The 25,476-nt window shown below is 57.6% G+C and carries 24 protein-coding genes; 18 read left to right on the top strand and 6 right to left on the bottom strand.

Features of this window, described 5'->3' with window-relative positions:
- Nucleotides 1–108: 108 nt before the first annotated feature.
- Entirely contained in the window at nucleotides 109–906 is a 798-nt protein-coding gene (gene trpA / locus RBB63_RS09385) for a tryptophan synthase subunit alpha (RefSeq protein ID WP_309383457.1), read from the bottom strand.
- Between the two features lie 148 nt (nucleotides 907–1,054).
- Between trpA and RBB63_RS09380 the strand changes: the two genes are divergently transcribed.
- The 11 genes from RBB63_RS09380 to RBB63_RS09330 all read left to right on the top strand — a co-directional run bounded on the left by RBB63_RS09380 (nucleotide 1,055) and on the right by RBB63_RS09330 (nucleotide 11,028).
- Nucleotides 1,055–2,635 (top strand): glucose-6-phosphate isomerase, encoded by a 1,581-nt coding sequence (locus tag RBB63_RS09380; protein WP_309383455.1) that lies wholly within the window; start codon nucleotides 1,055–1,057, stop codon nucleotides 2,633–2,635.
- Between the two features lie 45 nt (nucleotides 2,636–2,680).
- Nucleotides 2,681–3,490 (top strand): hypothetical protein, encoded by an 810-nt coding sequence (locus tag RBB63_RS09375; protein ID WP_309383453.1) that lies wholly within the window; start codon nucleotides 2,681–2,683, stop codon nucleotides 3,488–3,490.
- Nucleotides 3,491–3,530: 40 nt separating this feature from the next.
- Entirely contained in the window at nucleotides 3,531–3,728 is a 198-nt protein-coding gene (locus RBB63_RS09370) for a hypothetical protein (RefSeq protein WP_309383451.1), read from the top strand.
- A gap of 33 nt (nucleotides 3,729–3,761) precedes the next feature.
- Entirely contained in the window at nucleotides 3,762–4,472 is a 711-nt protein-coding gene (gene rsmI, locus RBB63_RS09365; RefSeq protein WP_309383449.1) for a 16S rRNA (cytidine(1402)-2'-O)-methyltransferase, read from the top strand.
- Nucleotides 4,469–5,500, top strand: a complete 1,032-nt coding sequence (locus RBB63_RS09360; RefSeq protein ID WP_309383447.1) for a Ppx/GppA phosphatase family protein — start codon at nucleotides 4,469–4,471, stop codon at nucleotides 5,498–5,500. Before rsmI ends, RBB63_RS09360 begins: the two co-directional genes overlap by 4 nt.
- 147 nt (nucleotides 5,501–5,647) lie before the next feature.
- On the top strand, nucleotides 5,648–6,568 hold the full coding sequence (locus RBB63_RS09355) for a hypothetical protein (protein WP_309383445.1): 921 nt from the start codon (nucleotides 5,648–5,650) through the stop codon (nucleotides 6,566–6,568).
- A gap of 207 nt (nucleotides 6,569–6,775) precedes the next feature.
- Nucleotides 6,776–7,759: a methionyl-tRNA formyltransferase gene (fmt, locus tag RBB63_RS09350; protein ID WP_309383443.1), complete on the top strand. Its 984-nt coding sequence runs from the start codon at nucleotides 6,776–6,778 to the stop codon at nucleotides 7,757–7,759.
- A gap of 54 nt (nucleotides 7,760–7,813) precedes the next feature.
- Nucleotides 7,814–8,395: a LysM peptidoglycan-binding domain-containing protein gene (locus tag RBB63_RS09345; RefSeq protein WP_309383441.1), complete on the top strand. Its 582-nt coding sequence runs from the start codon at nucleotides 7,814–7,816 to the stop codon at nucleotides 8,393–8,395.
- A 59-nt stretch (nucleotides 8,396–8,454) separates the two neighbouring features.
- Entirely contained in the window at nucleotides 8,455–9,402 is a 948-nt protein-coding gene (locus RBB63_RS09340; protein ID WP_309383439.1) for a ParB/RepB/Spo0J family partition protein, read from the top strand.
- A 169-nt stretch (nucleotides 9,403–9,571) separates the two neighbouring features.
- Nucleotides 9,572–10,135, top strand: a complete 564-nt coding sequence (gene secG / locus RBB63_RS09335; RefSeq protein ID WP_309383437.1) for a preprotein translocase subunit SecG — start codon at nucleotides 9,572–9,574, stop codon at nucleotides 10,133–10,135.
- 41 nt (nucleotides 10,136–10,176) lie between these two features.
- On the top strand, nucleotides 10,177–11,028 hold the full coding sequence (locus RBB63_RS09330) for an outer membrane lipoprotein-sorting protein (RefSeq protein WP_309383435.1): 852 nt from the start codon (nucleotides 10,177–10,179) through the stop codon (nucleotides 11,026–11,028).
- Here the strand turns inward: RBB63_RS09330 and RBB63_RS09325 are convergent.
- From RBB63_RS09325 to RBB63_RS09315, 3 genes are all read right to left on the bottom strand, one after another.
- Nucleotides 11,025–11,663, bottom strand: coding sequence for a phosphoribosylanthranilate isomerase (locus RBB63_RS09325; protein WP_309383433.1), 639 nt, complete (start codon nucleotides 11,661–11,663; stop codon nucleotides 11,025–11,027). The genes RBB63_RS09330 and RBB63_RS09325 overlap by 4 nt on opposite strands.
- Nucleotides 11,664–11,819: 156 nt before the next feature.
- Entirely contained in the window at nucleotides 11,820–13,007 is a 1,188-nt protein-coding gene (locus RBB63_RS09320) for a phosphotransacetylase family protein (protein ID WP_309383431.1), read from the bottom strand.
- A 43-nt stretch (nucleotides 13,008–13,050) separates the two neighbouring features.
- On the bottom strand, nucleotides 13,051–14,085 hold the full coding sequence (locus RBB63_RS09315; protein WP_309383429.1) for a phosphate acyltransferase: 1,035 nt from the start codon (nucleotides 14,083–14,085) through the stop codon (nucleotides 13,051–13,053).
- 96 nt (nucleotides 14,086–14,181) lie between these two features.
- On the opposite strand from RBB63_RS09315, the gene murJ reads away from it, so the two are divergent.
- Both murJ and rnhC read left to right on the top strand, forming a co-directional pair.
- Nucleotides 14,182–15,771, top strand: a complete 1,590-nt coding sequence (gene murJ, locus RBB63_RS09310; RefSeq protein ID WP_309383427.1) for a murein biosynthesis integral membrane protein MurJ — start codon at nucleotides 14,182–14,184, stop codon at nucleotides 15,769–15,771.
- A gap of 1,004 nt (nucleotides 15,772–16,775) precedes the next feature.
- Nucleotides 16,776–17,774 (top strand): ribonuclease HIII, encoded by a 999-nt coding sequence (gene rnhC, locus RBB63_RS09305; RefSeq protein WP_309383425.1) that lies wholly within the window; start codon nucleotides 16,776–16,778, stop codon nucleotides 17,772–17,774.
- Nucleotides 17,775–18,077: 303 nt separating this feature from the next.
- Here the strand turns inward: rnhC and RBB63_RS09300 are convergent, their stop codons facing one another.
- The gene (locus tag RBB63_RS09300) at nucleotides 18,078–18,830 is read right to left on the bottom strand and encodes a sugar phosphate isomerase/epimerase family protein (protein ID WP_309383423.1); all 753 of its coding nucleotides are present in this window, start codon (nucleotides 18,828–18,830) and stop codon (nucleotides 18,078–18,080) included.
- A gap of 108 nt (nucleotides 18,831–18,938) precedes the next feature.
- Nucleotides 18,939–19,991, bottom strand: coding sequence for a Gfo/Idh/MocA family protein (locus RBB63_RS09295; protein WP_309383421.1), 1,053 nt, complete (start codon nucleotides 19,989–19,991; stop codon nucleotides 18,939–18,941).
- 64 nt (nucleotides 19,992–20,055) lie between these two features.
- On the opposite strand from RBB63_RS09295, the gene RBB63_RS09290 reads away from it, so the two are divergent.
- The 5 genes from RBB63_RS09290 to RBB63_RS09270 all read left to right on the top strand — a co-directional run bounded on the left by RBB63_RS09290 (nucleotide 20,056) and on the right by RBB63_RS09270 (nucleotide 25,361).
- Nucleotides 20,056–20,931, top strand: a complete 876-nt coding sequence (locus RBB63_RS09290) for a helix-turn-helix transcriptional regulator (protein ID WP_309383419.1) — start codon at nucleotides 20,056–20,058, stop codon at nucleotides 20,929–20,931.
- Nucleotides 20,932–21,218: 287 nt separating this feature from the next.
- Nucleotides 21,219–22,061 (top strand): glycine/sarcosine N-methyltransferase, encoded by an 843-nt coding sequence (locus tag RBB63_RS09285; RefSeq protein WP_309383417.1) that lies wholly within the window; start codon nucleotides 21,219–21,221, stop codon nucleotides 22,059–22,061.
- Nucleotides 22,058–22,888, top strand: coding sequence for a methyltransferase domain-containing protein (locus RBB63_RS09280; protein WP_309383415.1), 831 nt, complete (start codon nucleotides 22,058–22,060; stop codon nucleotides 22,886–22,888). The genes RBB63_RS09285 and RBB63_RS09280 overlap by 4 nt, the downstream gene beginning before the upstream one ends.
- Complete coding sequence (locus RBB63_RS09275; protein ID WP_309383413.1) at nucleotides 22,885–24,474, top strand: BCCT family transporter; 1,590 nt, start codon at nucleotides 22,885–22,887, stop codon at nucleotides 24,472–24,474. The genes RBB63_RS09280 and RBB63_RS09275 overlap by 4 nt, the downstream gene beginning before the upstream one ends.
- 191 nt (nucleotides 24,475–24,665) lie before the next feature.
- On the top strand, nucleotides 24,666–25,361 hold the full coding sequence (locus tag RBB63_RS09270) for a type II secretion system protein (protein WP_309383411.1): 696 nt from the start codon (nucleotides 24,666–24,668) through the stop codon (nucleotides 25,359–25,361).
- Nucleotides 25,362–25,476: the final 115 nt, after the last annotated feature.

Genomic DNA, 25,476 nt, shown 5'->3' with positions numbered 1-25,476 from the left:
GATCCTCAACGCAGCATTACCTAAAGCACTTTCGGCCAAGTTGGATGAAATGCTCTCTAATGAGCCCATTTGGGCTTTGGCCAGTGACCAATTGGGATTAGCACTTTACTAAGCTAGGCCGCCAATGAGCTCTTCGGCCTTGGTGCGGAGCGCGGCGACGCCGGCTTGTGGTTGATCGACATTGGCTGCGAGGCAATTGACCAAGGCGCTCCCGACGACTACGCCATCGGCAATCTCGCCAATGGTGGCGACGTGTTCCGGGCGGGAGACGCCAAAACCCACGACCAGCGGTAAATCCGTGACTGAGCGAATCTGCGCGACGGAGTCCTTTAAGTCGGCTGAGAGCTCGGATCGTTCGCCGGTCACGCCGGTGCGCGATACGTAATAAAGGAAACCGGTCGCCGCGTCGGCGATCTTGGCGATGCGCTCCTTGGGCGTCGTCGGCGCGATGATGAAGACGGTGCCGAGGCCTTCTGCGGCGCAAACGTCTTGCCAACTGGCGGCTTCTTCCGGCGGCAAGTCGAGGACCAGAAACCCGTCGACGCCGGCTTCCTTGGCTTGGCGCGCGTAATCGGCTTCACCCGGGGCAAAGACCAGGTTGTAGTAGGTGTAAAGAACGACGGGGACTTCGCTGAATTTGCGAATCTCACGCACGAGCTGGAGCACTTTTTCCTGGGTCATGCCGCCATCGAGCGCACGTTGGGCGGCGAGCTGGTTGGTCAGGCCATCGGCGAGGGGGTCGGAGAATGGCGCGCCAAGCTCCAGAATGTCTGCGCCCGCCTCGATCAGTGCGCGGCAGGCTTCCAGCGAGGTTTCAAAGCTGGGATCGCCGGCGCACAGGTAGGAGACAAAGAGTGGGCGCCCGTTTGCGCGGGCGGTTTGAAAGGCTTGGGAAATGCGGCTCATAAACGAAGTATTTGGGGGTTAGGACAAGTTCCGCGGCGCTCAGTGACAATTGTTTTTTCTCTATGGGTGAAATTTTTGCCATCAATGGGATAGTTTTACACATATCGCCTTGCGCCACGCTCTCTGCGTCGCCTAGATGATCTACGTCATGTCTTGGGACCGATTTAAAGAACACTATCTATTCGTTGAACCGCTCGATTTCGCGCTCGATATCAGCCGCATGAACTTTGCGGATGATTTCTTCGATTCGATGAAGCCGAAAATCGACGCGGCCATTGCTGCAATGGAAGCGCTGGAAGGCGGCGCGATCGCCAATCCGGATGAAGGCCGCATGGTCGGCCACTACTGGCTGCGCAACGCCAGCCTCGCCCCCACGCCGGAATTGCAGAAGGAAATCGCCGAAACCGAGCAGGCGATCAAAGACTTTGCCGCCAAAATCCACAGTGGCGAGATTCAGGGTTCCGCCGGAAAATTTGAAAACCTGTTGTGCATCGGCATTGGCGGTTCCGCGCTTGGCCCGGAGTTTGTCAACCAGGCGCTGGGCAATCCCGCCAGCGACCCAATGCACATCTTCTTCTTTGATAACACCGACCCGAACGGGATGGACAAGGTGTTGGCGCAGTTGGATGGCAAGCTCGGCCAGACTCTGGCCGTGGTCACATCGAAAAGCGGCGGCACGCCCGAAACCCGCAATGGCATGGTGGAGGCGGAAAGCGCCTGGGCCAAGGCTGGTTTGCAGTTCGGCCAGCACGCCGTGGCGATCACCGGCGTCGGCTCCAAGCTCGACAAGCACGCCGTGGAAAACAGCTGGCTGACCCGTTTCCCCATGTGGGATTGGGTTGGTGGCCGCACCTCCGAGCTCGCCGCAGTGGGGCTGGTTCCCGCCGCTCTCTCTGGATTTGACATCGACGGCATGCTCCTCGGCGCCAAGGAAATGGACGCCGTGACCCGTGTGAAGGATTTCAAGCACAACCCGGCTGCCTTGCTGGCGCTCATGTGGTATTACGCCACCGACGGCGCGGGTAAGAAGGACATGGTGATCCTGCCTTATAAAGACCGCCTTGAGCTGTTCTCCCGTTACCTCCAGCAGTTGGTGATGGAGTCCCTGGGCAAAGAGCTCGACCTCGACGGTAATACCGTCCACCAGGGCATTGCGGTTTACGGCAACAAAGGCTCCACCGACCAGCATGCCTACGTTCAGCAACTGCGCGATGGCGTGCTGAATTTCTTCGCCACCTTCATCGAAGTGCATACCGACCGCGAAGGTCCATCACCTTCCGTTGAGGCGGACTTTACCTCGGGGGACTTCCTGCAGGGCTTTTACCTGGGGACGCGCGACGCGCTTTACAATCAGGGCCGCGAGTCGATCACCATCACCGTCAAGGATGTCTCCGCGCACACGGTTGGCATGCTGATCGCGCTCTACGAGCGTGCGGTTGGGTTCTACGGATCGCTGGTGAATATCAACGCCTACCACCAACCTGGCGTTGAGGCGGGTAAAAAGGCGGCCGCAATCACCCTGGAAACGCGTCAAAAGATCGTCGATGCGCTGTCTGCGAAGCCGGGCGAAGCGTTTACAGCAGAACAACTTGCTGCAGAATTAGGTCTTGAATCGCAAACAGAACTCATTTTTAAATTGCTAGATCATATGGCCGCTAATCAGAATCGCCCCTTACGCAAGCTCGTTGGCGAGCCCTTCTACGAATCCAAATACTTGATAGAGCGCTAAGCTCTCCACCTCCCCGAAACTGACAATATCTCCTTATAAGACATTATGAAAGGTCTCTCCATAGCGCTTCGCGTCATTGCGATTCTCGGCGCCGTCGCCGCGGCATTTTTCTGGTATCAAACAAACGGCGTGGTCAAAGCCGCTAATGATGAAACGGTTGCCGTAAAGCAGCAGTTGACGGCTGCGGAATCGCGGGCTGAAGACCTCGAAAATGAGAAGATGAAGTTTCAAGGTATGGCCAATGAGCTCGACCAGAAGCTCGCTGACGCCAATTCCAAGATCAATTTCTCCTCCAACGAGCTGAATAAGATCAAGCGCGACCTCGGCCGCCAAAAGAACGAATACGACGATCTGGAAAAGAAATACTCCAGCTTGGACGCGGCTCACGAGCAACTGAAAGTCGACGTCGCCAGCGTGGCCAAGCCCGATGCGCCGACGGTTGACGCTGGCATTGTCAGCGATCTCGAAACCCAGATCGAAACTCTTCAGGCTCAAAATGGCGACTTGAAGGACAAGATCGACGCGCTGAATTATCAAATCCAAAGCACCGCCAACAATCTGGCTTCCGCTGAAGGCAGCGCGACCGTCAGCACGAGCGGCGGCGTTGTTGGCCCGGTCAAGGAACAGGACGCTTCCATTCTCCGCACCGACGAGGGCAAGGGTCTGTTGATCATCAGCCGGGGCGAAGTCGACGGCCTGCAGAAGCAAATGGAGTTCAACGTAGCCAAGGGCTTGGGCCGCAAGATGCGCGTCAAGGTTGGCACGGTTGCGCCGACTTACAGCGTCGCTTACATTCTGCCCGGTCAAGATCCCGTTCGTTTGCAAGAAGGCGACCCGATCAAAATCACTCAATAGAGCTTGTGCGTAGCGCGTTTCCCGCTACCTTGCGACTTTGATGAGAGCACACCAGAAACTTAAAGTGCGGTTTGTTTTAACCGCAGCACTGCTGAGCTTGGGAGGCCTGTTCCTCTCGGGCTGTGAATCTGCTAATCCAGAGCAAAGCAACCTGCCGTGGGCCCGTCCTGCGAGCTGGGAGGGCGGCGCTCCGGGGATGAGCTCCGGTGGATTCAACGCGGGCCGCGAAGGTTATTAACGCTTTGCGGCGGCGCTGGCCGCAAATCACGCTATGGATGAGTCTGTCTCAGCATCTCTGGAGTCGGCGCTGTACGTCGTCTCCACGCCCATAGGCAATCTGGGTGATTTGTCTGCGCGGGCGATTCAGGTGTTGAAGACGGCGAGTCTCATTGCCTGCGAGGACACACGCACTACGGGCAAATTATTGGCCCACATCGGTTCTACGCAACCGACGGTTTCCTACCATGAGCACAACGAGTTGGCCCGCGCGTCTGAATTGGCGGATAAAATCGAGGCTGGCGAATCGGTGGCTCTGGTCTCCGATGCAGGCACGCCGACGTTAAGCGACCCAGGCTTTCGCGTGGTGCGGGAATGTCGTCGCCGAGGCTTGAGCGTGATTCCGGTGCCTGGCGCTTCGGCGCTTTTAGCTTCGATGGCGGCGAGTGGTTTGCCTACGGACGCATTTTTCTATGCGGGGTTCCTGCCGCCAAAGTCGGCGGCGCGCCGGACGTTTCTGGAGCGCAATCAGGATTTTCCGCACACGATCATTGTTTACGAATCCTGCCACCGCATTGAAAAATTCCTGGCAGAGATGCTCGACGTTCTGGGGCCAGACCGTGTGGTGTGCCTGGCGCGAGAACTCACGAAAAAATACGAAACGATCCTGACGGCGCCGCTCAAAGAACTTGCCGATAAAAAAACTTCGATTAAGGTGAAGGGCGAGTTTGTGGTGCTCATTGCAACCAAAGGCTTCACGTTATGAGATTAGGCGTCATTGATATCGGCAGTAATTCGATTAAGTTACTAGTTGCCGAAACCGGTTCATCTCTCGCCATTCACTATGAGACTACTTGGGAAACGCGCATAGGCGGAGCGCTTGGTTCCGACCAGCCGATGCTCACCCGCTCGTCGATCCAGAAAGCCTGTGGCGCCGTGAAGTCCCTGATCGAAGAGGCCTCCGGCTACGATGTGGAAAAGTTCTTCGTTGCTGCGACCTCCGCAGTGCGCGACGCCGCCAACCGGGAAGAATTCATTGACGCCATTCACGAGGCGACCGGGCAGAAACTCAAGGTGCTGACCGGCGATGAAGAGGCGGCTTACATCGCCTGGGGGATTTCGACGGATTCCGTGCTCGCTCAGTATCAGGAGTTTTGCCTCGCTGACCTGGGGGGCGGAAGTCTGGAGCTGATTCATGTGCGTAATCGCAAAATTGTCGCCAAGGTCAGTCTGCCGTTGGGCGCGATTCGCTTGTCGCAGCAGCTCTTGGATGACCTGAACCAGCCGATGAAGTCCGTTGAAATGCGGAAAATCGTCCGTCGCGTGCGCAAGACTATCGACGAGTCCGGTTTTCGCTTTCCAAAAGATGTCAATATCCTGGCGGGCACCGGTGGGGCATTAACGGTTGCCAAGACCGTGCGGGCTTCCTGGCTCGGGCAGACGGCCGAAGAGGCGGGCAATTCGCTGGGGCTGGCTTTTCTGCGTTTCCTCTACATCGAGCTTGCCGCGATGACGCTCGAAGAGCGGACGAAAATCAATTCGCTGCCCGCAGAGCGCGCGGACATTATGCCGACTGCGTTGTTAATTCTGCTCACGGTCGCTGAAATGGCGGGCGCCAGCTCATACATTTTCTCCTCGCATAATCTTCGCTACGGCATTGCGGCCAGGTATTTTTCGGGAGAAGAGGGGGAGATGCCAGTGGTGACGTCAACGGAGCAGGCTACGGTGTCCGCCCGCCGCAAAGAGCGCCATCACGACCTGAATGCGGCCACCCGGACTGCGCCTGGCGAGTGAATGCTTCATTGTTGGAGCGTCGTGAATTCGTCTCGACGTTTGATTTTAACAATTGTTATTTGCGCCGATTGGAAGTCCTACTATTCTCCAGCAATCAATGCTTCGGGCTTTCGCTGGGAGCTGCAAAACCTTTAATAACATCACTTTATGCCAACCACATCTGAACTTTACGGCTGGAATTGCCTTTTCCTGAAATCCGGCGCCGCCACCGTCGCGATCCCCACAGAAATCGGGCCGCGCATCGTCTCCTGCACCATTGATGGCGCCGCAAACCTTTTCCACAGCGTCAAGGAAGAACGAGGCGGCAGCGGGGAGGACGAGTGGTTGTTGCGCGGGGGTCACCGCCTCTGGCATTCGCCCGAAATCAAGCCGCGCACCTACGATTTGGACAATCACGCCATTCGCATCGCCGACATCGACGAGGGCAAAGAAGTGCTGCTGGAAGCGCCCAAGGCCGATCAAAGCGGCATTTTGAAGTCCATTCAAATCGCTGCGCTGGGGGCGGAAACATTCAAGCTGACCCACCGCATGCGCAACATGCTGCAGTGGCCAATCCAGTGCGCGCCGTGGGCGTTGACCGTGATGGAGCGCGGTGGATTTTCCACGGTGCCGCTCCTGCCCAAGGGCAACCACGAAACGGATTTGCTGCCGAATTACTCGATGGTCCCGTGGACCTACACGGACTTTTCGCGCCCAGAGTGGCAGTTCCACCCGGACTTCATCGGCATCGACACGACGAAGTCGGCCGTGCCGCAAAAGCTCGGCCTCACGAATTATCCGGGTTGGGCGGCGTACTGGCAGGAGGCAGGCACTTTCGTGAAAGCCACAATGGTCGACCCGAAAAAGACCTATCCGGACTTCGGCTGTGTTTACGAAACGTTCTGCAACGACTTCATGATCGAGCTCGAAACCCTCGGGCCGCTGGTCACCATCCAGCCCGGCGCGACCGTCGAGCACGTGGAGTATTGGGGCGTTTTCGCTGGCTTGCCCAAACCCGACACCGACCAAGTTTACACCGAAGAATTCCGCCCGGTCATCGAAGGCTGGCGCGCGGACTTGATCAGCTAAATCAGGGAGGTCGTTCTTTCGTTACCGCCGAGAACGCGGAGAGAGCATAGAGTGATTTTATCATCGAATTACTCTGCGTTCTCCGCGTCCTCTGCGGTTAACTTTTATTGCCTCGCTCGGCTCCCTCTGTTACCTCCGTTTCAATACTTCATCATCCTGCCATACTCGCCCTTTTTCCTTTAATCTTTTTCCTTTTTCCTCCCACTCATGCCCAACGTCGTCTTTTTCGGTTCCGACCCGATTTCCATTCCGCTCCTGAACTGGCTGCGCGAAACGCCGCCGCCGGGCGTGAAGCTGGTGGGCGTGGTCAGCCAGCCGGATCGCCGCAAGGGCAGGGGCAAGCAGCTTTCGCCCAACGACATTTCCGCCTGGGCGCTCGAACATGACATTGAACTGCTCCGCCCGGAAAAGCCCGGCCTCGAGTTGGAGGACTGGCTCCGCGAGCGCGACATTGCACTGGCGCTGGTCATGGCCTACGGGCACATTTTGAAGAAATCCCTGCTGGCCGTGCCGCCGCGCGGGTTCGTTAATTTTCACGCTTCCCTGCTGCCCGCCTACCGTGGCGCCTCGCCGATTGAGACCGCTGTCGCCAACGGCGAGACGGAAACCGGCGTCTCGCTGATGCGCATTGTGCCGAAGATGGACGCCGGCGCGGTTTGTGACGTGGAGCGTGTGCAGGTCGAGCCCAGCGACACCGGCGCCGATATGCGCGGCAAACTGGCCGACGCTTGCCCCGCGCTGTTGGAGCGTAATTTGGAGGCCTTGCTCACGGGCGAGGCCGCCTTTGCCGAGCAGGACCCGGAGGCCGTTACTTATTGTCGCAAGCTGGAGAAAGCCGATGGCGCGCTGGATTTCAATGCGCCAGCGAAGGCCCTGGCCGCCCGCGTGAATGGGCTTTTCCCGTGGCCGGGTTGTTATTTCGACCACCATGGCGAGCGGATCAAGGTCTGCGGCGGTTACGCGGAGTCGGGCCACGGCTCGGTGGGTGAAATCTTGTCAGCCAGCGTCGACGGGTTGGTCATTGCGTGCGGGGAGGGGGCTTTGCGGCTGCAGCAGCTCCAGCGTCCCGGCGCCAAAATGCTGACTGCGGGCGACTTTTTGCGGGGTTATCCGCTGGAGAGTGGAACCTTTCTCGATAGCGGCGAACTTACCAAATTAGTGTCAAAATCCCCCTTTCCGCGCAAAGTCTGACCCGGATGCCGGATTTTGCTTTAGTTGGCGGTTCGGGTTTCCTAAGACATTGTCATGTATCGATTTCTTTTTCTTTGCTTAGCCCTCTGGTGCCCGTTGCTTGCCTCGGCGCAAAGCACGGCGTTTGCCCGGATGTCGCAGGATGTCCAGTTATTACAGGAGCAGGTTGGCCAACTGAGCGTGCAGGTGGAGTCGCTTCAGCGCCAGCAAATGCAGATGCTGAAAAACTACGAAGCGCTGCTCAAGCAGCAGCAGGCGACGACCGCCAGCCTCAACACCTTTGTTGCGCAAACCGAGACCAAGCTCAGCGCGCTGCCCGAGCGTGAGGCCGCCGCCAAGCGCGAGATTCTGGCCGAAGTATCCAAGCAAATCGAGTCTCTCGCCAAACAGACCGACGCCGGGTTCAAGGCCATGGCCGACGTGGTCAACGCCACGCCTTCCGTGACGCCGCAGGTTAATTTCTCCGAAGATTACCCGACCACGGGCTATTCCCACGTGGTGAAGTCCGGCGAGACCATTTCCGGCATCGCGAAGAAATACAATTCGTCGATCAAGGACATCATGAACGCCAACCGCATTGCCAACGCCACCAGCCTGAAGGCCGGCGAGACGATTTTCGTCCCCGTGAAGGAGTAATCTGCATGCAACGCGGAAAAGAATTTGAAACCCCATTAGCATTCGTGCTGAACTGATTCATGGCAGCTCCTAAAAGCAGACTTGGCCGCGGCCTCGGCGGCATCATCGCCGGTGGCGGCGCGAAGAAATCCGCCGTCAAAAAGACCGCGGCGAAAGTGGACGCGCCCCAGAGCGAGCCGGCCGCCAAGCCGACCCCGGCTCCGCCCGCTGGCCCCTACCGTGAAATCGCGGTGGCCGCCATCGTGCCCAACCCGTATCAACCGCGGCGCGAGATCGACCCGGCTCATGTGGACGAGTTGGCCAACAGCATTCGCTCCGAGGGCCTGCTCCAGCCCATCGTCGTTCGCACGACCAAGGAGAAGGAGAAGTTCGAGCTCATCGCCGGGGAACGCCGTTGGCGCGCCCACCAGAAGCTGGGTTTGAAGTCCATCGCCGCGCGCGTCATGGACGCCAGCGACGCCTCGTCCGCCGTCATTTCGTTGATCGAGAACTTGCAGCGCGAGGGCCTGAACCCGATTGAAGAAGCGCTCGGCTACGCCAGCCTGATGAAGGATTTCGACCTGACTCAGGAAGCGGTTTCAGAGCGCATTGGCCGCCCACGCGCTTCGATTGCAAACACCCTGCGCCTGTTGGCGCTCGACCGCGAGATCCAGGGTTACTTGGCCAAGGGCATGCTCAGCACCGGCCACGCCAAGGTGCTGCTCGGCGTGGAAGACCAAGCGCAGCGCCTCGTGCTGGCCCGCCGCGCGATTGAGAGCGGCATGAGCGTTCGCGAGATCGAAAAGCAGGTCAAGCGCATCAAGTCCGAGTCCAATCTCCGCAAGGACCCGGCCTCGCAAGACGCGGCGTCGGAAACGGTCGTTCGCGATTTGGAGAAGCAAATTTCCAGCCGCCTCAACACGAAAGTCTTCCTCAAGCACACCCCCAAAAAGGGCAAGCTGATCATCGAATACTACGGCAACGAAGACCTTCAGCGCATCCTCGAGCGGACAGGGCTGGGGGGCTAGGGAGAGTTCGAATGTTCGAAGGGTGTGTAGGTTCGAATGTTTCTTGATGCCAGATTTGGTACGATCAACTTTTCGCACCTTCAAACTTCCGAACCTGCAAACCTATAAAAAACCTTGAAACTGCGGGGCAGAAGGCTCATGTTGCGCGGTTTTCCCGAATAACTCCGACATGAGTGCAATTATTTTTGGCCTTTTGACCCTGTTGCTGATCCTCGTCAGCGGCTATCTTGTATTGATCATCCTGATGCAGCGCGCGAGCAGCGCCGGCATGGGCTCCGCCATGGGTGGCGGCGCGGCCGAGTCTGCCTTGGGCGCTGGCGCTGGCAATGTGCTGACCAAAGGCACGATCTTTGGCGCTGCAGCGTTTTTCATCCTGTGCTTCGGCCTGTATCTCGGCCTGTTGTCGACCGCTGAAGAAGGCGGCCCGACTAACACCCTGCCGCCAGAGCTTGCTGCTCCCGGTTCGGAGTCGACTCAAGCTGAGCAAACTCCGCTGGTGACCTTGCCGCAAAACATTCAGACCGTGACCAGCGAAGATGGCTCGACCACCGTTTCCAGCGATGCTGGCACGATGATTGTCACCGAAGACGCCATTGAAGTGAAGCCGTCGGAGGAAGCCAAGACAGTCGCCGCAGATGCGGAAGCGGCAGCTCCTGAAGCTCCAGCTGCAGAAGATTCTGCGAAGACGGAAGCAGCGCCCGCCGCTGAATCCTCCGAAACAAAAGCGGAATAGCCTTGTCTGCATTGCCCGGCGATAAGCCGAATTTTATGCGATTGGCTATTTATACCCTGATGCTCGCGCTGTGCGCGCCTTTGGCCTTTGGTCAAAAGCCCGGCGAGCGCGCCCATGGCCCTAAGGAGGTCGAAACCATCGACCAAGTGGAGGGGCGTGAGATCATTGAAAGCTTCCGTAACCAGCGGTTGCGTGGGGATTTCGTTTTCCTCTTTGACCTGGTGCACCAGCCCTCGCGGGCGAAAGACGTCGTCTACCAGGGCATCTTGTGGGGCACTTGGAATCAAGCCGGTCCGCTGAATCGGATTTCCGTTTGGCCCAAGGGCAAGCGCAAGACCCAGACCCGCGAGTTCATTGTGCAGGGGGGCGCCGAGCCACGCGTTTGGACCCTCAAGGATGGCAAGGCCATTGAGATGGGCAAGGAGCAGCAGGGCGAGCCGTTTTTCCCGGGCATGAATTATACGCCGTATGACATCGTGATGCCGTTTGCGCACTGGGACGTCTACGAATACACGGACTCCAAGCGCTTGGCGCGGGGCCGTCCGGCGCACTTTTTCACGTTTTACGCTCCGGGCAATGTCGCCGAGCGAATGCCGGATCTGGCTGCGGTTGAGCTGGCTATCGACGCGAGTTTCAACGCCCCCCTGACCGCCAAAATGTATGACACCCAAGGTAAGCGCCTGCGCACGCTGGATGTCGGCGGTTTCAAGGAAATTGACGATCAATACATCGTCAAAGAGATCGACCTCATCGATGAGCGTAGTGGCGATAAGACGCGTTTTCGCGTAACCGGCGCTGCGTTGGACATGGCGTTGCCTGCCACGCTTTTTGCGCCGGAAAACTTGCCCAAGGGCGAGCCGGACATCACGAAAATAATCTTCGAACCGGTCTAGCCACGCAGCGCGGCGAAAAGCGCCCGGAGCTTGGCGTGGTCTTTGACGCCGGGCGAGGACTCAACGCCGCTGGCGAGGTCGACGGTTTCGGCGCCCGTAATGCGCGCCGCTTCGGCAATGTTGCTCGGGTTCAGCCCGCCAGCGAGGATGAAGCGCTTGTGCGGGTACATGGCGTCCCAATCGGCAAACTGCTCCCAGTTGGCGGTTTGGCCGCTGCCGCCGTAAACGTCCTTGTGATAGGCGTCGACGAGGATGGTGTCGGCAAACTCCAGCATGTCTTGCGGGAAGGGATTGCCGGGCGGAATCTTTGGCGCAAGCCACAGGCGATCCTTGCCGACGAGGCCGCTCCACGCCGCGAGGGTGGCGAGGCTCACTCCGATGTCGCAGTGAATCTGAAAATAGTCGAACCCGCAGTCGGCCCAGTCTTCGAGCTCGTCGGCGCCGGTATTGACGTCGACCATCACCCGCTTACCCGCCGGGATGCGCTGGCAGAGGTCCCACGCCTGCTCACGCGTCACGCTTCGCGGCGATTTCGGGTAAACATTCAGGCCGAGATAATCCGCCCCGAGCTCCAGCGCGAGTTCAGCGTCTTCCCAGCGCGTCAGGCCACAGATTTTGATTTTGGGTGAGTTCATTTCATGAACAGGCAGAAGGGAGATGGGAGAAGGCAGAAGTGAATTGATCGAGTAGCGGATCAGAGGAAAAGTCAATGTTCTCAGAATTGGAAGAAGCAGGCCGTCAACAACTCTCGGCCCTTCTGACTTCTCCCATCTTCCTTCTCCCTCAAAGAATCAAAACGCGTTCCAGATCGCGTCGATGTCGACGTGGTCCAGGATCAAGTTCCGGATGATCGGGATCTTGTCGGTGTCTTGCGGCTGGGTCTTGACCGTCATCGCGTTGATGCGGCTGGCGACGGTGTAGCTTTCCTCACTGCAGATGACGCAGGGGATGTTTGTTTGCGCGAGCATCTCCATCAGCTTGGGGTGGGGGAGGATGTTGCGCGTCAAAATAATGCCGCTGACCACCTTTTTGCCGGAGATGCCGGCGCTGGCGATGGCGGAGAAAATGATGTCGTCGCGGTCGCCGGGGGTGATGATCAGCACGCCGGGCTGGAGGTAATCGATCACGCCCTTCGCCGTCATGGCGCCGATGACGACGCGCAAGATACGCTCATTGGCGGCTTGCTCGCGGCCATTGATCCAGCGGCCGCTGATTTCGTCGACGATCTGGGAAAGATTCGGCGCGGCGAGCTGCTTGGCCATGGGGAGCACGCCGAGCAGCGGTACGCCGAGGCGGCGGAGGCCTTCGCCTGCGTAGGTGCGGACGGTGTCAATTTTGTCCGGCAGGACCTTGTTGAGAATCGCGCCGATGACTTCCACGCCGTGCTTGTCAAAGAGCGCCTTGTTGATTGCGATTTCGTCGACGGGGCGACCAATGCCGCCCTGGGCGACGATGATGGCTTTCGCGCCGAGGAGCTTGGCGACCTGGGCGTTGGAGAGGTCGAACACCGCGCCGACGCCAGCATGGCCGCTGCCTTCGATGATACAGACTTCCTTTTCGTAGGCCGTGCGGTCAAATGCGCGGCAAATGCGGTCTTTCAGGATGGCCAGGTTCTCGTCCGGATTGTCGAGGAATCGGCGGGTGAACGTGCCATCCACGGCGACGGGGCTCATGGCGTCGATGGGGATTTGCACGTCGAAAATCGCGTCGAGCAGCACGGAGTCTTCGTCGACTTTGTGGCCGTCTTTTTCCACGAAACGCTGGCCGACGGGCTTGATGAAGCCGACGTCGGGCGTGCGCGTGCGCATGGCGCCATAGAGGCCCAGGCAGGTCGTGGTTTTACCATCATTTTGTCGGGTGGCGGCGACGAAGATGCGCTTGGTGGTGCTGTTGCGCGGGGCAGTCAGCATCGTGGCGATGTCTTCATCACCAGCGAACGGCTTGGCGGTGATGGTGTTCTTGGTCTTTCTGGGCGGCATATGCGGGCGCGACTGGTTTTTCAAAAGGTCACGATTGATCAGATCAATCCATCGGGAACAGGTATTTCGGGTCGACGGCCTGGGCGGCGACGATCACGGATGCGCCGAAAATGTCATGCGCGCTCGCGCCACGGGAGATTTCCGCAGCGGGCTTGGACAGGCCAGTAATGATTTGGCCGTAGGCGCGGCAGTCGGCGACGATTTGCGCCAGCTTGGCGGCGATGTTGCCCGCATTCAGGTCCGGGAAAATGAGCACGTTGGACCTGCCGGCCACGCTGCTGCGAATGCCCTTTTGCTCGGCGACGCCAGGGACGAGTGCCGCGTCGACCTGCAGTTCGCCGTCGATCTCCACCTCGATGCCGAGCGTGCGGGCTTTGTCACGGGCCAGCGCGGTCGCAGACTTCATTTTGAGCAGCGACGGGTTCTTGGTGCCTTCCTTTTTGGAGGCGTAGCTGAGCATGGCCACGCGGGGCGGCTCGTTGGTCAGGTGCTTGGCCAACAGCGCGGTGGTGATCGCCATGTCCGCGAGCTGGTCCTGATTCGGGTCCGGGATAACGCCGCAGTCCGAGAGGAACAGCGCGCCTTCGATGCCCAGGCGGTCATCTTCTTTTTCCAGAATCAAAATCGACGACGCCGTTTCCACGCCCTTTTGCATCGGGATGATGCGGAACAACGGGCGCAGGGCGCTGGAGGCCGAGGCCGTGGCGCCGGACACCAGGGCGTCCGCCGAGCCGGTGGCCAGCATCATCGTTGCGAAATACGAGGTGTTGAGTAGGTAGTCGCGCGCCTCCTGTTCATTAAAGCCACGGAAGCGGCGCAGGCCTTGAAACTTGATGACGAACTCCGCCATCTCGTCGCTGTCGGACGGGTCGATGATGCGGATGCCGTCGAGCTTGATATCGAGCTGCTCGGCGCGGTCCTTGATGACGCCGCGCTCACCCAGCAGGATGGGCACGCCGAGACCGCGGTTCACGTATAGGCGGGCGGCCTGGATAATACGCGGATCGGCGCCTTCTGCGTAGACAAGGCGCTTGGGGTGATTTTGCAAGCGGATGGATAGGCGATTGATGAGTGACATCGTGAAAGTTTCAGGTTGTCGGGGAATGACTTGTGAAATTGAGTAGTCGAGTTCCACAAAAGACAACTCCGCCTTGGAAGCAAACTAAAAGCCAACATGTCCCAGCGCCTAAAAAGTATGATCACGGTCTCGCTCAGTGTGCTGGGCTCCCGGGTGCTTGGGCTGCTGCGGGATTCGCTGACGGCGGCGTTCCTCGGCGTGTCTTTGGCGAGCAATGCATTTATTTTCGCTTTCATGGTGCCCAACCTCTTTCGCCGCATGTTTGGCGAGGGCGCGTTGACTTCGGCTTTTGTGCCGGTGCTGTCCGAACACGCCAAGGAAGGGGATGACGAGCGCGCCTTTCGGTTCGTGAATCAGGTGCTGCTGCGGCTGGCGATTTTAACCGTCGGCGTGACGATTGCTTTCGGTGTCATTTTTTTCCTGACGGACCTGGGCGTCCGTTATGCTTACGGGGCCAATGATTTTGCCGAAAAACCGATCGCCGAACAGTGGTCCCTCGGCTCACGCCTGAGCATCCTGATGATGCCCTACATGCCGATGATCTGCCTGACGGCGATTCTCGGCGCCGTGCTCAATGTGCGGAACCGGTTTGCCGTGCCCGCCTTGTCGAACGTGCTGCTCAACGTGGGCATCATCTCTGCGTTGGTCATCGGTGGCATGGTCCGCAAATTGCCCACCGAAGAGCTCGTCTGGCTGCTGGGGTGGGGGGTGCTCGCTGGCGGCGTCCTGCAACTGGGAACCGCGATGTGGGCGCTCTGGCGCGAGGGCTGGCGTCCCCGCATTGAGCGGGGGCCCGTCGACGGCATGGACGAGCTGAAGCGGCTCTTTATTCCCGGGCTCTGGGGCGCAGCGATTTTGCAGATCAACATCCTGGTCTCGCGGCTGCTCGCCTTTGGCCTGAACGAAACCGCGACGACCACGCTGAATTACGCCAACCGGCTGATCGAGCTGCCAATGGGCATTTTTGCGGTGTCCATCGCGACGGTTATCTTCCCGCAAATGAGCCTGATGGTCGCCGCCAATGACCGCGAGGGGCTCGTCGAGAGCTACGGCCACGGGTTGCGGATGACCCTCGCGCTGACCGTGCCGGCGGCGGTGGGGCTCATCGTGCTCAATCGCCCCATCCTGCAAATGCTGTTTCAGTGGGGGCGCTTCAGCGCAGGTGACGTGGAGTTGACCGGCCCGCTGTTGATCATCCTGGCGGCGTCGGTGCCGCTGTTTGCGGTGAGCACTTTCATGACGCGCGGTTTCCACGCCTTTAAGGACACGAAAACGCCTGTCAAATACGCGGTGGTCGCGTTCGTGGTCAACGTTGGCTTTGGCGCGGCGCTGATGATTCCGCTGCAGGCCAAGGGGCTCGCGTTGGGCAATTTTCTGTCGGCCCTGGCGTTTACGCTCTGTTTGGGCCGGGGCATCCTGCACAAGCGCCCGGAGTTGGGCGGCATTCGAATTTGGAAGGCGCTGGGCAAGATATCCATCGCCGCGTTGGCTATGGCGGTTGCGGCGTTTTCACTGTCGCTGGGGATCGAGCTGCTGATGGGCACTACCAAGAAGGCCGCGTTCATTAGCTCAGGCGTGGTGATCCCGGTGGGCGCCGCGACTTACTTTGCCGTGCTTTTCGCACTCAAGTTTGAAGACAGCACCGAGATTGCGAAGCTGTTTAAGCGGTTTCTCAAGCGCGGGTAGGGTGCTTTAATGATATTTCAGTATCATTAGAAGTCCCTAAATCCTTGATGCCCAAGGTGGGTTATTAGTAAGCGGCGCCCACTAATAAAGTGACCGCGCGTTCAGTTTTTGTTGGCGTTATGAGGCGCTTTGTATAGTGTTTTAATGATCATCGAATCAGGTGGCATGGATCGTCTCGATCCACAGTTGCGTCCACACCGCCGTAGCACAGGCGTCTCGCCTGTGTATTCGGTCAGTTGGAAGTCGGAACACAGGCGGGACGCCTGTGCTACACAATCGCACACCCACTACGAAACTCCCCCAACCTTACCCACACTTCCCACCTTACTCACCAAAACCTTCCAACCTCCAAACTTTCGAACCTTCAAACAAATGAACTTCCCCCCAAAACACCCGCCTTAGCGACCAACGCCCAGGTATCCCAGTCGACGCCATGCGGGGGCATTCGCTCCGCGCGCGTTGCCGTGCTGGGCAAACGGGCTCATTCGGTGGCTGACTTGGTGTAAACAAGCAGCCAATCGACGCCCAAAGTTTGCGCAGTAACACGCTTCCCGCGACGGACTATGCCAGCCTGCCCAGCGCAGTGTCGACGTGTGAGCTTGCCTCTTGCAGGCTCCAGCCAGCGGCCCCTAAGCCGCCTGCATCCCACCTGCGCCTCGTTTCCGGCGAGCGGGCGGGGATCTTGTTCTCTGACAGTTTAAGCCAACCGCGTTTTTACCCCCCCCCCCCCCGCCCCCCTGGAGGAGGGATTTGGCAATGAAGGTTGAACGTTGCGTCTGTTCGAAAAGGTGGAGCCCGGTGTCCCTACCGGGTTTACTGTTGCCTCTCCATCAAGCCGCTGGATGTAACAAGCCCGGTAGCGACACCGGGCTCCACCTTTTGAAATAGCTTTTTTGCATTTCCGAACACACCCTGGGTTGTGTCTGCCGTTGTTCAGGACAAAGCAGACTGCTCGCAAACATTCTCCTTTCATCTTAATCCATTTTCCTTTTTCCTCCTCACCCATGCCCAAGCGCAAGAAGAAGCAGCAAGACCTCGAAGACGAAGGCCCAAAGAAAAAGACGCTCTACACCATCAAACTCACGGACGAGCAGATGATGCTCGTGAAGGAGTGGTGCGAAAAGCGTTTGTGGGAATATTATAAGGTCGACTACGCCTACTTCGGCTACAAGGGCGACCAGATCAACCTCGTCGGCTATGAGTCGGGCAAGCTCGTCGTGCAGGGCAAGAAGACCGAGGACTGGGTGACGTTCGTGCTCGAAGGCGAGATCACCCACGACCCCAAGATGGGCTACGACGAGGTCAACAACCCCGAGTGGTTCACGGACCACGCTGGCCTCGACGAATCCGGCAAGGGCGACCTGTTTGGGCCGCTGGTTTCATGCTGCGTCATCGCCACGGGCGACATGGTCACCGAATGGCGCGAAAAGGGCATTCAGGACTCGAAAAAAATCACCAGCGACAAGGCCATCCTCAAGCTCGATAAAATCATCACCGAGACGAAGGGCGTCGTCGTGAAGCGCATGTGCCTGCGCATGGCGAAATACAACGAGCTCTACACCAAGTTTGGCAGCAATTTGAATCGCCTGCTCGCCTGGCAACACGCCAAGTGCCTTGAAGCCGCGCTCGACGAAAAGAAGGTGCCCTGGGGCCTGCTGGACCAATTTTCCAAGCAGCCGCTCGTGCAGCGCGCCTTGACCAAGGACCACTACGCAGCGACCGAGTTTGACCTGCAAATGCGCACCAAGGCGGAGTCCGACCCGGTTGTGGCGGCGGCCTCCATTTGCGCGCGCGCGGAATACGTCCGTCGCATGGCCGCGCTCTCCAAGGAGGCCGACATGACGCTCGCTAAAGGCGCGAGCAAGAAGGTAAAGGATCAAGCCAAGGAAATCGTCCAAAAGTTTGGCGACGCCCGCCTCGGCGATTTTGCGAAGTTGCATTTCCGCACCGCCTTCGAGGCACGGGGGTTACCCGTGCCCGAGAAGAAGGTGTGGAAGGGCTAGAGCACTTTTCATCTAGATTGTCCGATCAGGCCGCAGTGATTTTTCGTGTCCAGCAAGGCGGCTTGAGCGTCGCAGGCTGGAAGCCTGTGAGCGAAAAGCCAACAACGCTGGCGCGGAAAAGCACTCGGTTTAGGGCTTGGGGCCAGATTGGAAGTTCGCGGCGTTGGCATTTCAATCACGGGCTTCCAGCCCGCTCAATCAAAGCCGCCTTGCGCTGCATCCAATCTCTACCCCACCTGACTCGGCCAATATAGATGATAAGTGCTCTAGCATTTTACTCAGCCCGGTAATTTCGTGCTTACTCTAGGTCGCGGCGCGCATGGAAGCGACGCACTGCTTGAGTGGTGGGACCGGGTTGTCCGGGTCGCCTTCGTATTCGATGACCGCCATGCCGTCGAAGCCGCCGTCTTCCAGTGCCTTGACAAAGCCCGGTAGGTCGAGGTTGCCAGTGCCGACGATCACATCGTTCCACTTGCCCGTGGGCTCGAAGGTGAAGTCCTTGTAATGGACGCCGTAGATCTTGCCGGCAAACTTCTTGGCCCACTCAATTGGGTTGCCTAGGCGTGGGCCAATCTGCATGCACCACGCAGTGTCGATGCAAAGGCCGATCTCCGGCCCACCAAGATTGATCAGGTATTCGAGCTCGTCGGGGTTGCCGCCAAACATGTAGCCGCCATGGCAGTGGATGCCCACGCGGATGCCGAACTCCTGAGACCAGGCGCGCACTTGCGGCACGGCTTTCAGGAAGCTGTCGATCCTGAAGTGGGCTGAGATGTGCTTGGCGCCGGCAGCGGCTGCGCACTCAAACTTGACGCGATCGCTTTCGAGGCCAGTGAAGGTTTCCACGCCGATGGAGCAGATGGAGACTCCGGCGTCCGTGTAGGTTTTGACGATTTCCTTGAAGCCTTCGGGGTCGGCGAAATCTGCATGAATGGCGCAGACTTCGATTTTGTTGAGGCCGATTTCCTTTACCTTGGCGGCGACGTCGGCGTTATTCTTGATGGTGCGAAAGCAGAAGCTCTGCACACCAAAGTCTCGTGCGGGGGAGGTGCTCATTGGTTGTACTATTTAGAAATAAATGCTACGAACCGCTCGTTCTTCACGAGTAGTTGGGGGTGGCTAGTCGCTTGGCTCGTGCGATTCGCAGCTAAACTCGGGTGATGCCTACAGGATGACTTCCCTGCCGGTGGCGCTGGACTCCTGAATGGCGTCGAGGATCTTCTGGACGACCAGGGATTGCGCTGGAGGCGTGGCTAATGCTTCACGGCCAAGGATGGCGTTGGTGAAGTTGGCGAAGCGGCAGCAATGCGGGTGCAGCAAGTCGGTCTTTACGTTCTCGATGACGTCGTAATCGTCGCGCAGCGGATCGTTGCGGAATACCTTGGCGGCGGCGACATCTGCGCCTGCGTCGGTTCCATACAGTTGAACGCCGTTGCGGTTGGGCGTTTCCTGGTGGCAGGCCCAGCTGGCGTCAAGCGACACGGTGGAGCCATCGGCGAAACGAATCAGCGCAGAGGCAAAGTCATCTACGTCAAAGACGCTTTCGGTCTTGTCGGAAATGCCCCAGCCGCCAGCGCCCAGGCCACGGTTGCCGAACTTGGTGTAAGTCGCGCCGTAGACGGACACCGGGTCAAAGCGGTTAATCGCGTATAGGCAAAGGTCTAGGTAGTGCACGCCGATGTCGTTGAGGCAGCCGCCGCCCGCGAGCAGCTTATTGCCAAACCAGGTGCCCATGCCGGGAATGCCGGTGCGGCGGTTCCAGAAAGCCTTGGCGTGGTAAATTTCACCAAAGACGCCTTGGCGTTGCAGGGAAATGATCTTCTGGTGGTTCTCAGCAAAGCGTTGGTTCATGCCAACGGTGAATTGCTTGCCGGAGCGCTGTGCGGCGGAGATGACCGCTTCGCCTTCCTCGGCATTCATCACAAATGGCTTTTCGAGGATGACGTGCTTGCCTGCTTCCAGTGATTGAATCGCCAGTGGCGCGTGGAATTTATTCGGCACGGCGATGTAGACCGCGTCGACATCCGGGTTGGCCAGCAGCTCATCGGCAGTGGCGTAGCTGCTGGGAATTTCTTTTTCCTCGCAAAGCTTTTTCAGGCGCTCGGCGCTGAGGTCGGTTGCGGCGATAACGGTCGCGTCATCGTGGTTGTTAATTTGGTTGGCGGCATGATAGGCAATCTGCCCCGCGCCAATAAGGCCGTAGCGAACTTGAGACATAGGGATTTCGGGATTATTTAATAAAGGTCGGGTTTAGTATCCAGTAAACCCCATTGATTAAGGATTGCTAGACATTAAAGTTTACGAAACCTATGATTTTTTGCCGAATTCTCTGCTTGCTCTCTCTGCAGTATTTCCTGTTTCTACGGTGATGTTTGGCGGGATGCACAGCTTTGAAATTACCTCGGTCGCGCACTATCACCAGTTGGCGGGGGTTCATCCGCGCCCGCGTGTCATCCCAAAGGATCAGATATGCATCGAGCTCGTGACAGGTGGTCGTGGCTGGTTATGGCATGAGGAGGAGTGGGCTGAGGTGGCGCCCGGAGCATTGCTCTGGAATGGGCCTGGCGAATACACGATTGGCCAGAACGACTTGGAGAATCCTTACCGCTGCCTCTCGGTGCGTTGTCGATTTCGTGGTCGCTGGCGGAGGACGGCGCCACGCATCACCAAGTGGGAAGACCTCGACGCCGTGCGACAGTTTACCGATCAGGCAGTGAAGCTGTTTTACGAGGAAAGTTTCGATCAATCTCTGTTGGCGGGACGCTTGTTAGGTGAATTACAATTTCGCGCCGGTCACTATGCTTGGGCGGCTGGTCGGCAACGTGCGCCCGAGCCGCTGTTGCTCGCGCAGCAGGCGATCGAGCGCGATTATGCAGAGTCGCTCACGGTGGAAAATCTCGCAGAGTTGAGCGGGTGGTCGGCGCCGCATTTGCACGCGGAGTTTCGACGTTACTACGGGGAGTCGCCGCACCAGGCCTTGATCAACCGCCGTATGCGGGCGGCAAAAATCCAGCTTGCGGCAACGAACAATCCGATCAAGCAAATCGCGGTGGAGTGTGGCTTCTCGGGCGCTTCAGCGTTTTGCACGGCTTTTCGACGCATAACCGGCGTGACGCCAGCCGTTTTTCGCCAAGAGCAGCAGCATGGCGCCGGATAGTTTCAGATCGAGGGTTGCATCGTTAGTCAGGTCTGGGATAGGCTGTGTTCTTTCGTTGGCTAGTAGCTGACGTAGCAAACCCAGAAAATACAGTATCTACCATCGACAGCGCCAGCTTCGGCGAGCCACCGTTATAGGCTACGAGCGTGCCCGTGGGCCCCAAGACAGTGATCTGTTCGGGACGGGTGAGGATGGAAGAATCTGGTTAATCCCTATGCTAAGGCAGATTGGCTCTGCGTGTGTACGCTTACTTCCTCTTAGCGGCTATACGAGTGCTATAATATATTATGAATAAAATTGATAACCACGCTGGGCAAGACTACGGAGAAAATCCGATTGCCGTTCGTAAGACTGACACCTACAAGGGCGAATACGTCCACTCCTTCGTCGAAAAGTGGGACGAACTGATCGACTGGAAAGCGCGCGCCGAAAGCGAGGGCTCATTTTTCATTGAGCTGTTGAAGCAACGTGGCTGCAAGCGAGTGCTCGATGTCGCCACCGGAACTGGCTTTCACTCCGTGCGTCTCATCAAGGAAGGCTTTGAAGTGGTCAGCGCCGATGGCGCTCCCGAGATGCTGGCCAAGGCGTTTAATAATGGGCGTAAAAACGGCGAAATCCTCCGCACGGTTCAAGCGGACTGGCGCTGGCTCAACCGTGACGTGCACAACAAATTTGATGCGGTTATATGCCTCGGCAATTCCTTTACGCACCTTTTTTCCGAACGCGATCGTCGCAAGGCATTGGCGGAATTTTACGCCGCGCTGAAGCACGATGGCGTACTGATTCTCGATCAGCGTAATTACGACATGATTCTCGATGAAGGCTTTAAGACAAAGCACACTTATTACTACTGTGGTGAGAATGTGCGCGCCGAACCGGAGCACGTTGACGAAGGCCTAGCGCGCTTTTGCTATTCATTTCCGGACGGCTCGAACTTTCACCTGAACATGTATCCGCTGCGGGCGAACTACGTGAAGCGACTGATGACGGAAGTTGGTTTTCAAAACATCGAAACCTATGCTGATTTCCAGGAAACCTATCGCCAGGATGATCCGGACTTCTTCATCCACGTCGCCGAAAAACGATACCCAAACCAACCCGAAAAGAAAGCAAAAGAAACAGCCTCATGAGCAACGCGATTGTAGACAAAGCCAAGACTTATTACGACAGCAACGACGCTGACAACTTTTACTTCAACATCTGGGGTGGAGAGGATATCCACGTGGGCATTTATCGGCGTGAAGGGGAGTCGATCTTTGAGGCCAGCCGCCGTACGGTGGAGACGATGGCGTCGCGGCTCAATGGCTGCGTGGCAAGTTCCAAGGTAATCGATTTGGGCGCTGGCTATGGGGGCTCTGCCCGCTATCTGGCGCGTGAGAAAGGGTTCGATGTTACGTGCCTGAATCTCAGCGAAGTGCAGAACGAACGGAACCGCAGAATGAACGAAGAACAAGGGCTTGCGCATAAGATCGATGTCGTTGACGGCAATTTCGAAGCACTGCCATTCGAAGACAAATCTTTCAATATTGCTTGGTCGCAAGACGCCTTACTCCACAGTGCGGATCGCGAGCGAGTGTTCGCTGAAGTGGATCGTGTCCTTAAGCCGGGTGGCGTTTTCGTTTTAACAGATCCCATGATGCGCGAAGGCGCGTCTCCCGAGTTACTGCAACCGGTGTTTGATCGAATACACCTGGACTCCATGGGCAGTGTTGAAAAGTATGAAGACTATGCGAGTGCCTTGGGGTGGACTGTTGAGCCGCTGGAAGATCGCACCAGAGACTTGGTGACACATTACTCGCATGTGCTGGATGAACTGGATGCCCGGACCGCAGAAGTAATTGAGTATTGCAGCCATGGGTATTTAGAGCGTATGAAGAAAGGTCTTCGCCACTGGATCAATGCCGGTCAAAGCGATGCCCTCTTCTGGGGTATACTTATGTATTCAAAAGCTGAATGAGTAATACGCAGGACGATTCCGACTCCGCGCCCGACAGTAATAAGCGCATAGACATTCACGCGCCGGTCTTTTTTTGCTCGGCCGGGCTGATCATCTTTTTTGTGGTGATCAGCCTGATTTCGCTGGAGACGGCAGGGCATATTTACTCTGCAATACAAAGTTGGATCGCGCACAACACGCGTTGGTTTTTCATCGCGGTTGTGGATCTGTTTTTACTGTTTGTCATCGGCCTGATTTTCTCGCGGTTTGCGCACATCAGGCTAGGCGGCAAAGACGCCAAACCGGAGTTCAGCTACTTCTCATGGATTTCCATGTTGTTTAGCGCAGGCATGGGCATCGGCCTCTTATTTTACAGCGTGGCGGAACCGATCATGCATGCGTCGAATCCACCGTTTCACGGAGTTGATCCGTTGACCGAAGAAGCGGCGATTGACGCCATGCAACTCACCTATTTTCACTGGGGGTTCCATGCCTGGGGCATCTATGCTTTGGTCGGTTTGGCCTTGGCGTATTTTTCCTTTAATCATGGTGCGCCGTTGACGATTCGCTCGGCGTTTCGACCGCTGCTGGGTGATCGCGTGGATGGTCCCATTGGTAACTCGATCGATATCCTTGCGGTTGTGGCGACGCTCTTTGGCGTGGCGACTTCGCTCGGTCTTGGCGTGCAGCAGGTCAATGCCGGCTTCGCATATTTGTTTGGCGTTTCGGAATCCAGCACCGTGCAGGTGTTGTTGATTGCGGGCATCACGGCGCTCGCGACGATGTCGGTTATTTCAGGGCTCGACGGCGGCATTCGTCGATTGAGCGAGTTGAATTTATCGGCTGCTGGTTTGCTCTTAATTTTCATTTTAATCGCCGGGCCAACGTTATTTCTGCTCGGCGGCTTTGTGCAAAACCTGGGAGCCTACGCACAGAATTTTCTAAGGCTCAGCACTTGGACTGAAACCTATCAACGTACGGAGTGGCAGGAAGGCTGGACGGTTTTTTACTGGGCGTGGTGGATCGCCTGGTCGCCATTTGTGGGGATGTTTATTGCGCGCATTTCGCGCGGGCGCACGATACGTGAATTCCTGGTTGGCGTGCTTTTAGCGCCGACGCTCATGACGTTTGCCTGGCTTTCGATCTTTGGCAACGCGGCGCTTTTCGAGCAACTTTATGGCGCGGGTGAACTCGCCGCAGAGGTCAACAAAAGCATCCCTGTGGCGCTTTTTGAAATGCTGGAAGCTTACCCGCTGGCTAAGGTTGCATCGCTCCTCAGTGTGGTCGTGGTGATCACGTTTTTCGTAACCTCGTCGGACTCCGGTTCGCTGGTGATCGATATCATTACGGCCGGTGGCAACACGGACCCGCCGGTCGCGCAACGCATCTTTTGGGCGGTGTTGGAAGGCGTCGTTGCGGCAGTGCTGCTGATTGGCGGTGGCCTGGGCGCGTTGCAAACCGCATCGATCACAACGGGATTGCCGTTCGCCATTGTGCTGGTGGCCATGATGTTCAGCCTTTACCGTGGTTTGTCGCGCGATCCCAATGCGCCGCCGAGCTACCAGGAACTGCGTCGTCGCGTGCAAAAGCTGGAGCGTGATTCCTAATCCACACATTTTAAACCAATACCGCGTAAACTGATCCGTGATTAAAAATGTTCATGCGGGAAAATTTATTTACGAAATTGCAGGAAATTGGATAGGCAAAGTGATATTTCTTTTTAGCGCTTGTTGTTTGTGATGAATATAACTTAACACTGCGAGGCCTCGCAGGCTTTAACCCTTAAAGACCTGCGAATATGAAAAGAAAGACCTTTGGTTTCACTTTGGTGGAACTCCTGACGGTGGTTGCGATAATTGGAATTTTATCGGCCATTTTGATCCCGGTTGTTGGACGCGCCATGGAAGGCGCCCGCCGTATGGCGGCGATGACAAATGCGAGCAGCATTGCCAATGCTCATCAATCTTACCTCATTGACATCGGGCGCGGCTTGAGCCCTGGCGACATTCAAAGCGTAGGCGATTTTGCCGCGAAGATGGCGCAATACCACTACCTGGAAAGCGCTGAGCCGTTCTTTATTTCCAACGATCCGTTGGCTCCTGATCCGATACCGCGCTCCCTTGCGGCCAAAAGCGGTGACACTTGGGAGCCAACGGCTCAATTTACCGGCGTTGACGCCTACAGTGTGGACATTGCCGTGGGTTTGGTTGGCCACAGCGCCATGTCGACGACGCCTTTCGTTTGGTCCCGCGGACTGTCGACCAGCGGCGTCTGGACTGAAGACGCCGTGTGGGGCGACGAAGAAGGTTTCATCATTTATGGCGACGGTCATTGCGAGTTGGTGGAAAATCTCGGTGATGGCGATGCCTCAATACTCCTGCATTATAGCAACCGCACGCCGACCAACAATGTGCTTGAGGCGTTGCCCGCCCGGGCGGTGGTTCGCGGCAAAGGCGCAGGTTCGCTCGATGGACAATCTGGTTCAGGTCGATAACATAGCATAGCGACATAGTGTGTGCGGCGTCCTCGGGGGAGGGCGCCGCATTTGCTGTTTGCATTGACGGCGTGACGATTCGCGTATTCGCTTTTGGCTGAATCACCAAGCTTTG

Source organism: Cerasicoccus frondis, from assembly GCA_031296915.1.
GTDB lineage: Bacteria > Verrucomicrobiota > Verrucomicrobiia > Opitutales > Cerasicoccaceae > Cerasicoccus > Cerasicoccus frondis.
The sequence above is the reverse complement of the archived record's forward strand: the minus strand, read 5'-3'. Positions and strand labels throughout refer to the sequence as shown.

Coding starts and splice junctions, on each gene's coding strand:
- trpA (WP_309383457.1), bottom strand. CDS start 906: ATGAGCCGCATTTCCCAAGCCTTTCAAACCGCCCGCGCAAACGGGCGC.
- RBB63_RS09380 (WP_309383455.1), top strand. CDS start 1,055: ATGTCTTGGGACCGATTTAAAGAACACTATCTATTCGTTGAACCGCTC.
- RBB63_RS09375 (WP_309383453.1), top strand. CDS start 2,681: ATGAAAGGTCTCTCCATAGCGCTTCGCGTCATTGCGATTCTCGGCGCC.
- RBB63_RS09370 (WP_309383451.1), top strand. CDS start 3,531: ATGAGAGCACACCAGAAACTTAAAGTGCGGTTTGTTTTAACCGCAGCA.
- rsmI (WP_309383449.1), top strand. CDS start 3,762: ATGGATGAGTCTGTCTCAGCATCTCTGGAGTCGGCGCTGTACGTCGTC.
- RBB63_RS09360 (WP_309383447.1), top strand. CDS start 4,469: ATGAGATTAGGCGTCATTGATATCGGCAGTAATTCGATTAAGTTACTA.
- RBB63_RS09355 (WP_309383445.1), top strand. CDS start 5,648: ATGCCAACCACATCTGAACTTTACGGCTGGAATTGCCTTTTCCTGAAA.
- fmt (WP_309383443.1), top strand. CDS start 6,776: ATGCCCAACGTCGTCTTTTTCGGTTCCGACCCGATTTCCATTCCGCTC.
- RBB63_RS09345 (WP_309383441.1), top strand. CDS start 7,814: ATGTATCGATTTCTTTTTCTTTGCTTAGCCCTCTGGTGCCCGTTGCTT.
- RBB63_RS09340 (WP_309383439.1), top strand. CDS start 8,455: ATGGCAGCTCCTAAAAGCAGACTTGGCCGCGGCCTCGGCGGCATCATC.
- secG (WP_309383437.1), top strand. CDS start 9,572: ATGAGTGCAATTATTTTTGGCCTTTTGACCCTGTTGCTGATCCTCGTC.
- RBB63_RS09325 (WP_309383433.1), bottom strand. CDS start 11,663: ATGAACTCACCCAAAATCAAAATCTGTGGCCTGACGCGCTGGGAAGAC.
- RBB63_RS09320 (WP_309383431.1), bottom strand. CDS start 13,007: ATGCCGCCCAGAAAGACCAAGAACACCATCACCGCCAAGCCGTTCGCT.
- RBB63_RS09315 (WP_309383429.1), bottom strand. CDS start 14,085: ATGTCACTCATCAATCGCCTATCCATCCGCTTGCAAAATCACCCCAAG.
- murJ (WP_309383427.1), top strand. CDS start 14,182: ATGTCCCAGCGCCTAAAAAGTATGATCACGGTCTCGCTCAGTGTGCTG.
- rnhC (WP_309383425.1), top strand. CDS start 16,776: ATGCCCAAGCGCAAGAAGAAGCAGCAAGACCTCGAAGACGAAGGCCCA.
- RBB63_RS09300 (WP_309383423.1), bottom strand. CDS start 18,830: ATGAGCACCTCCCCCGCACGAGACTTTGGTGTGCAGAGCTTCTGCTTT.
- RBB63_RS09295 (WP_309383421.1), bottom strand. CDS start 19,991: ATGTCTCAAGTTCGCTACGGCCTTATTGGCGCGGGGCAGATTGCCTAT.
- RBB63_RS09285 (WP_309383417.1), top strand. CDS start 21,219: ATGAATAAAATTGATAACCACGCTGGGCAAGACTACGGAGAAAATCCG.
- RBB63_RS09280 (WP_309383415.1), top strand. CDS start 22,058: ATGAGCAACGCGATTGTAGACAAAGCCAAGACTTATTACGACAGCAAC.
- RBB63_RS09275 (WP_309383413.1), top strand. CDS start 22,885: ATGAGTAATACGCAGGACGATTCCGACTCCGCGCCCGACAGTAATAAG.
- RBB63_RS09270 (WP_309383411.1), top strand. CDS start 24,666: ATGAAAAGAAAGACCTTTGGTTTCACTTTGGTGGAACTCCTGACGGTG.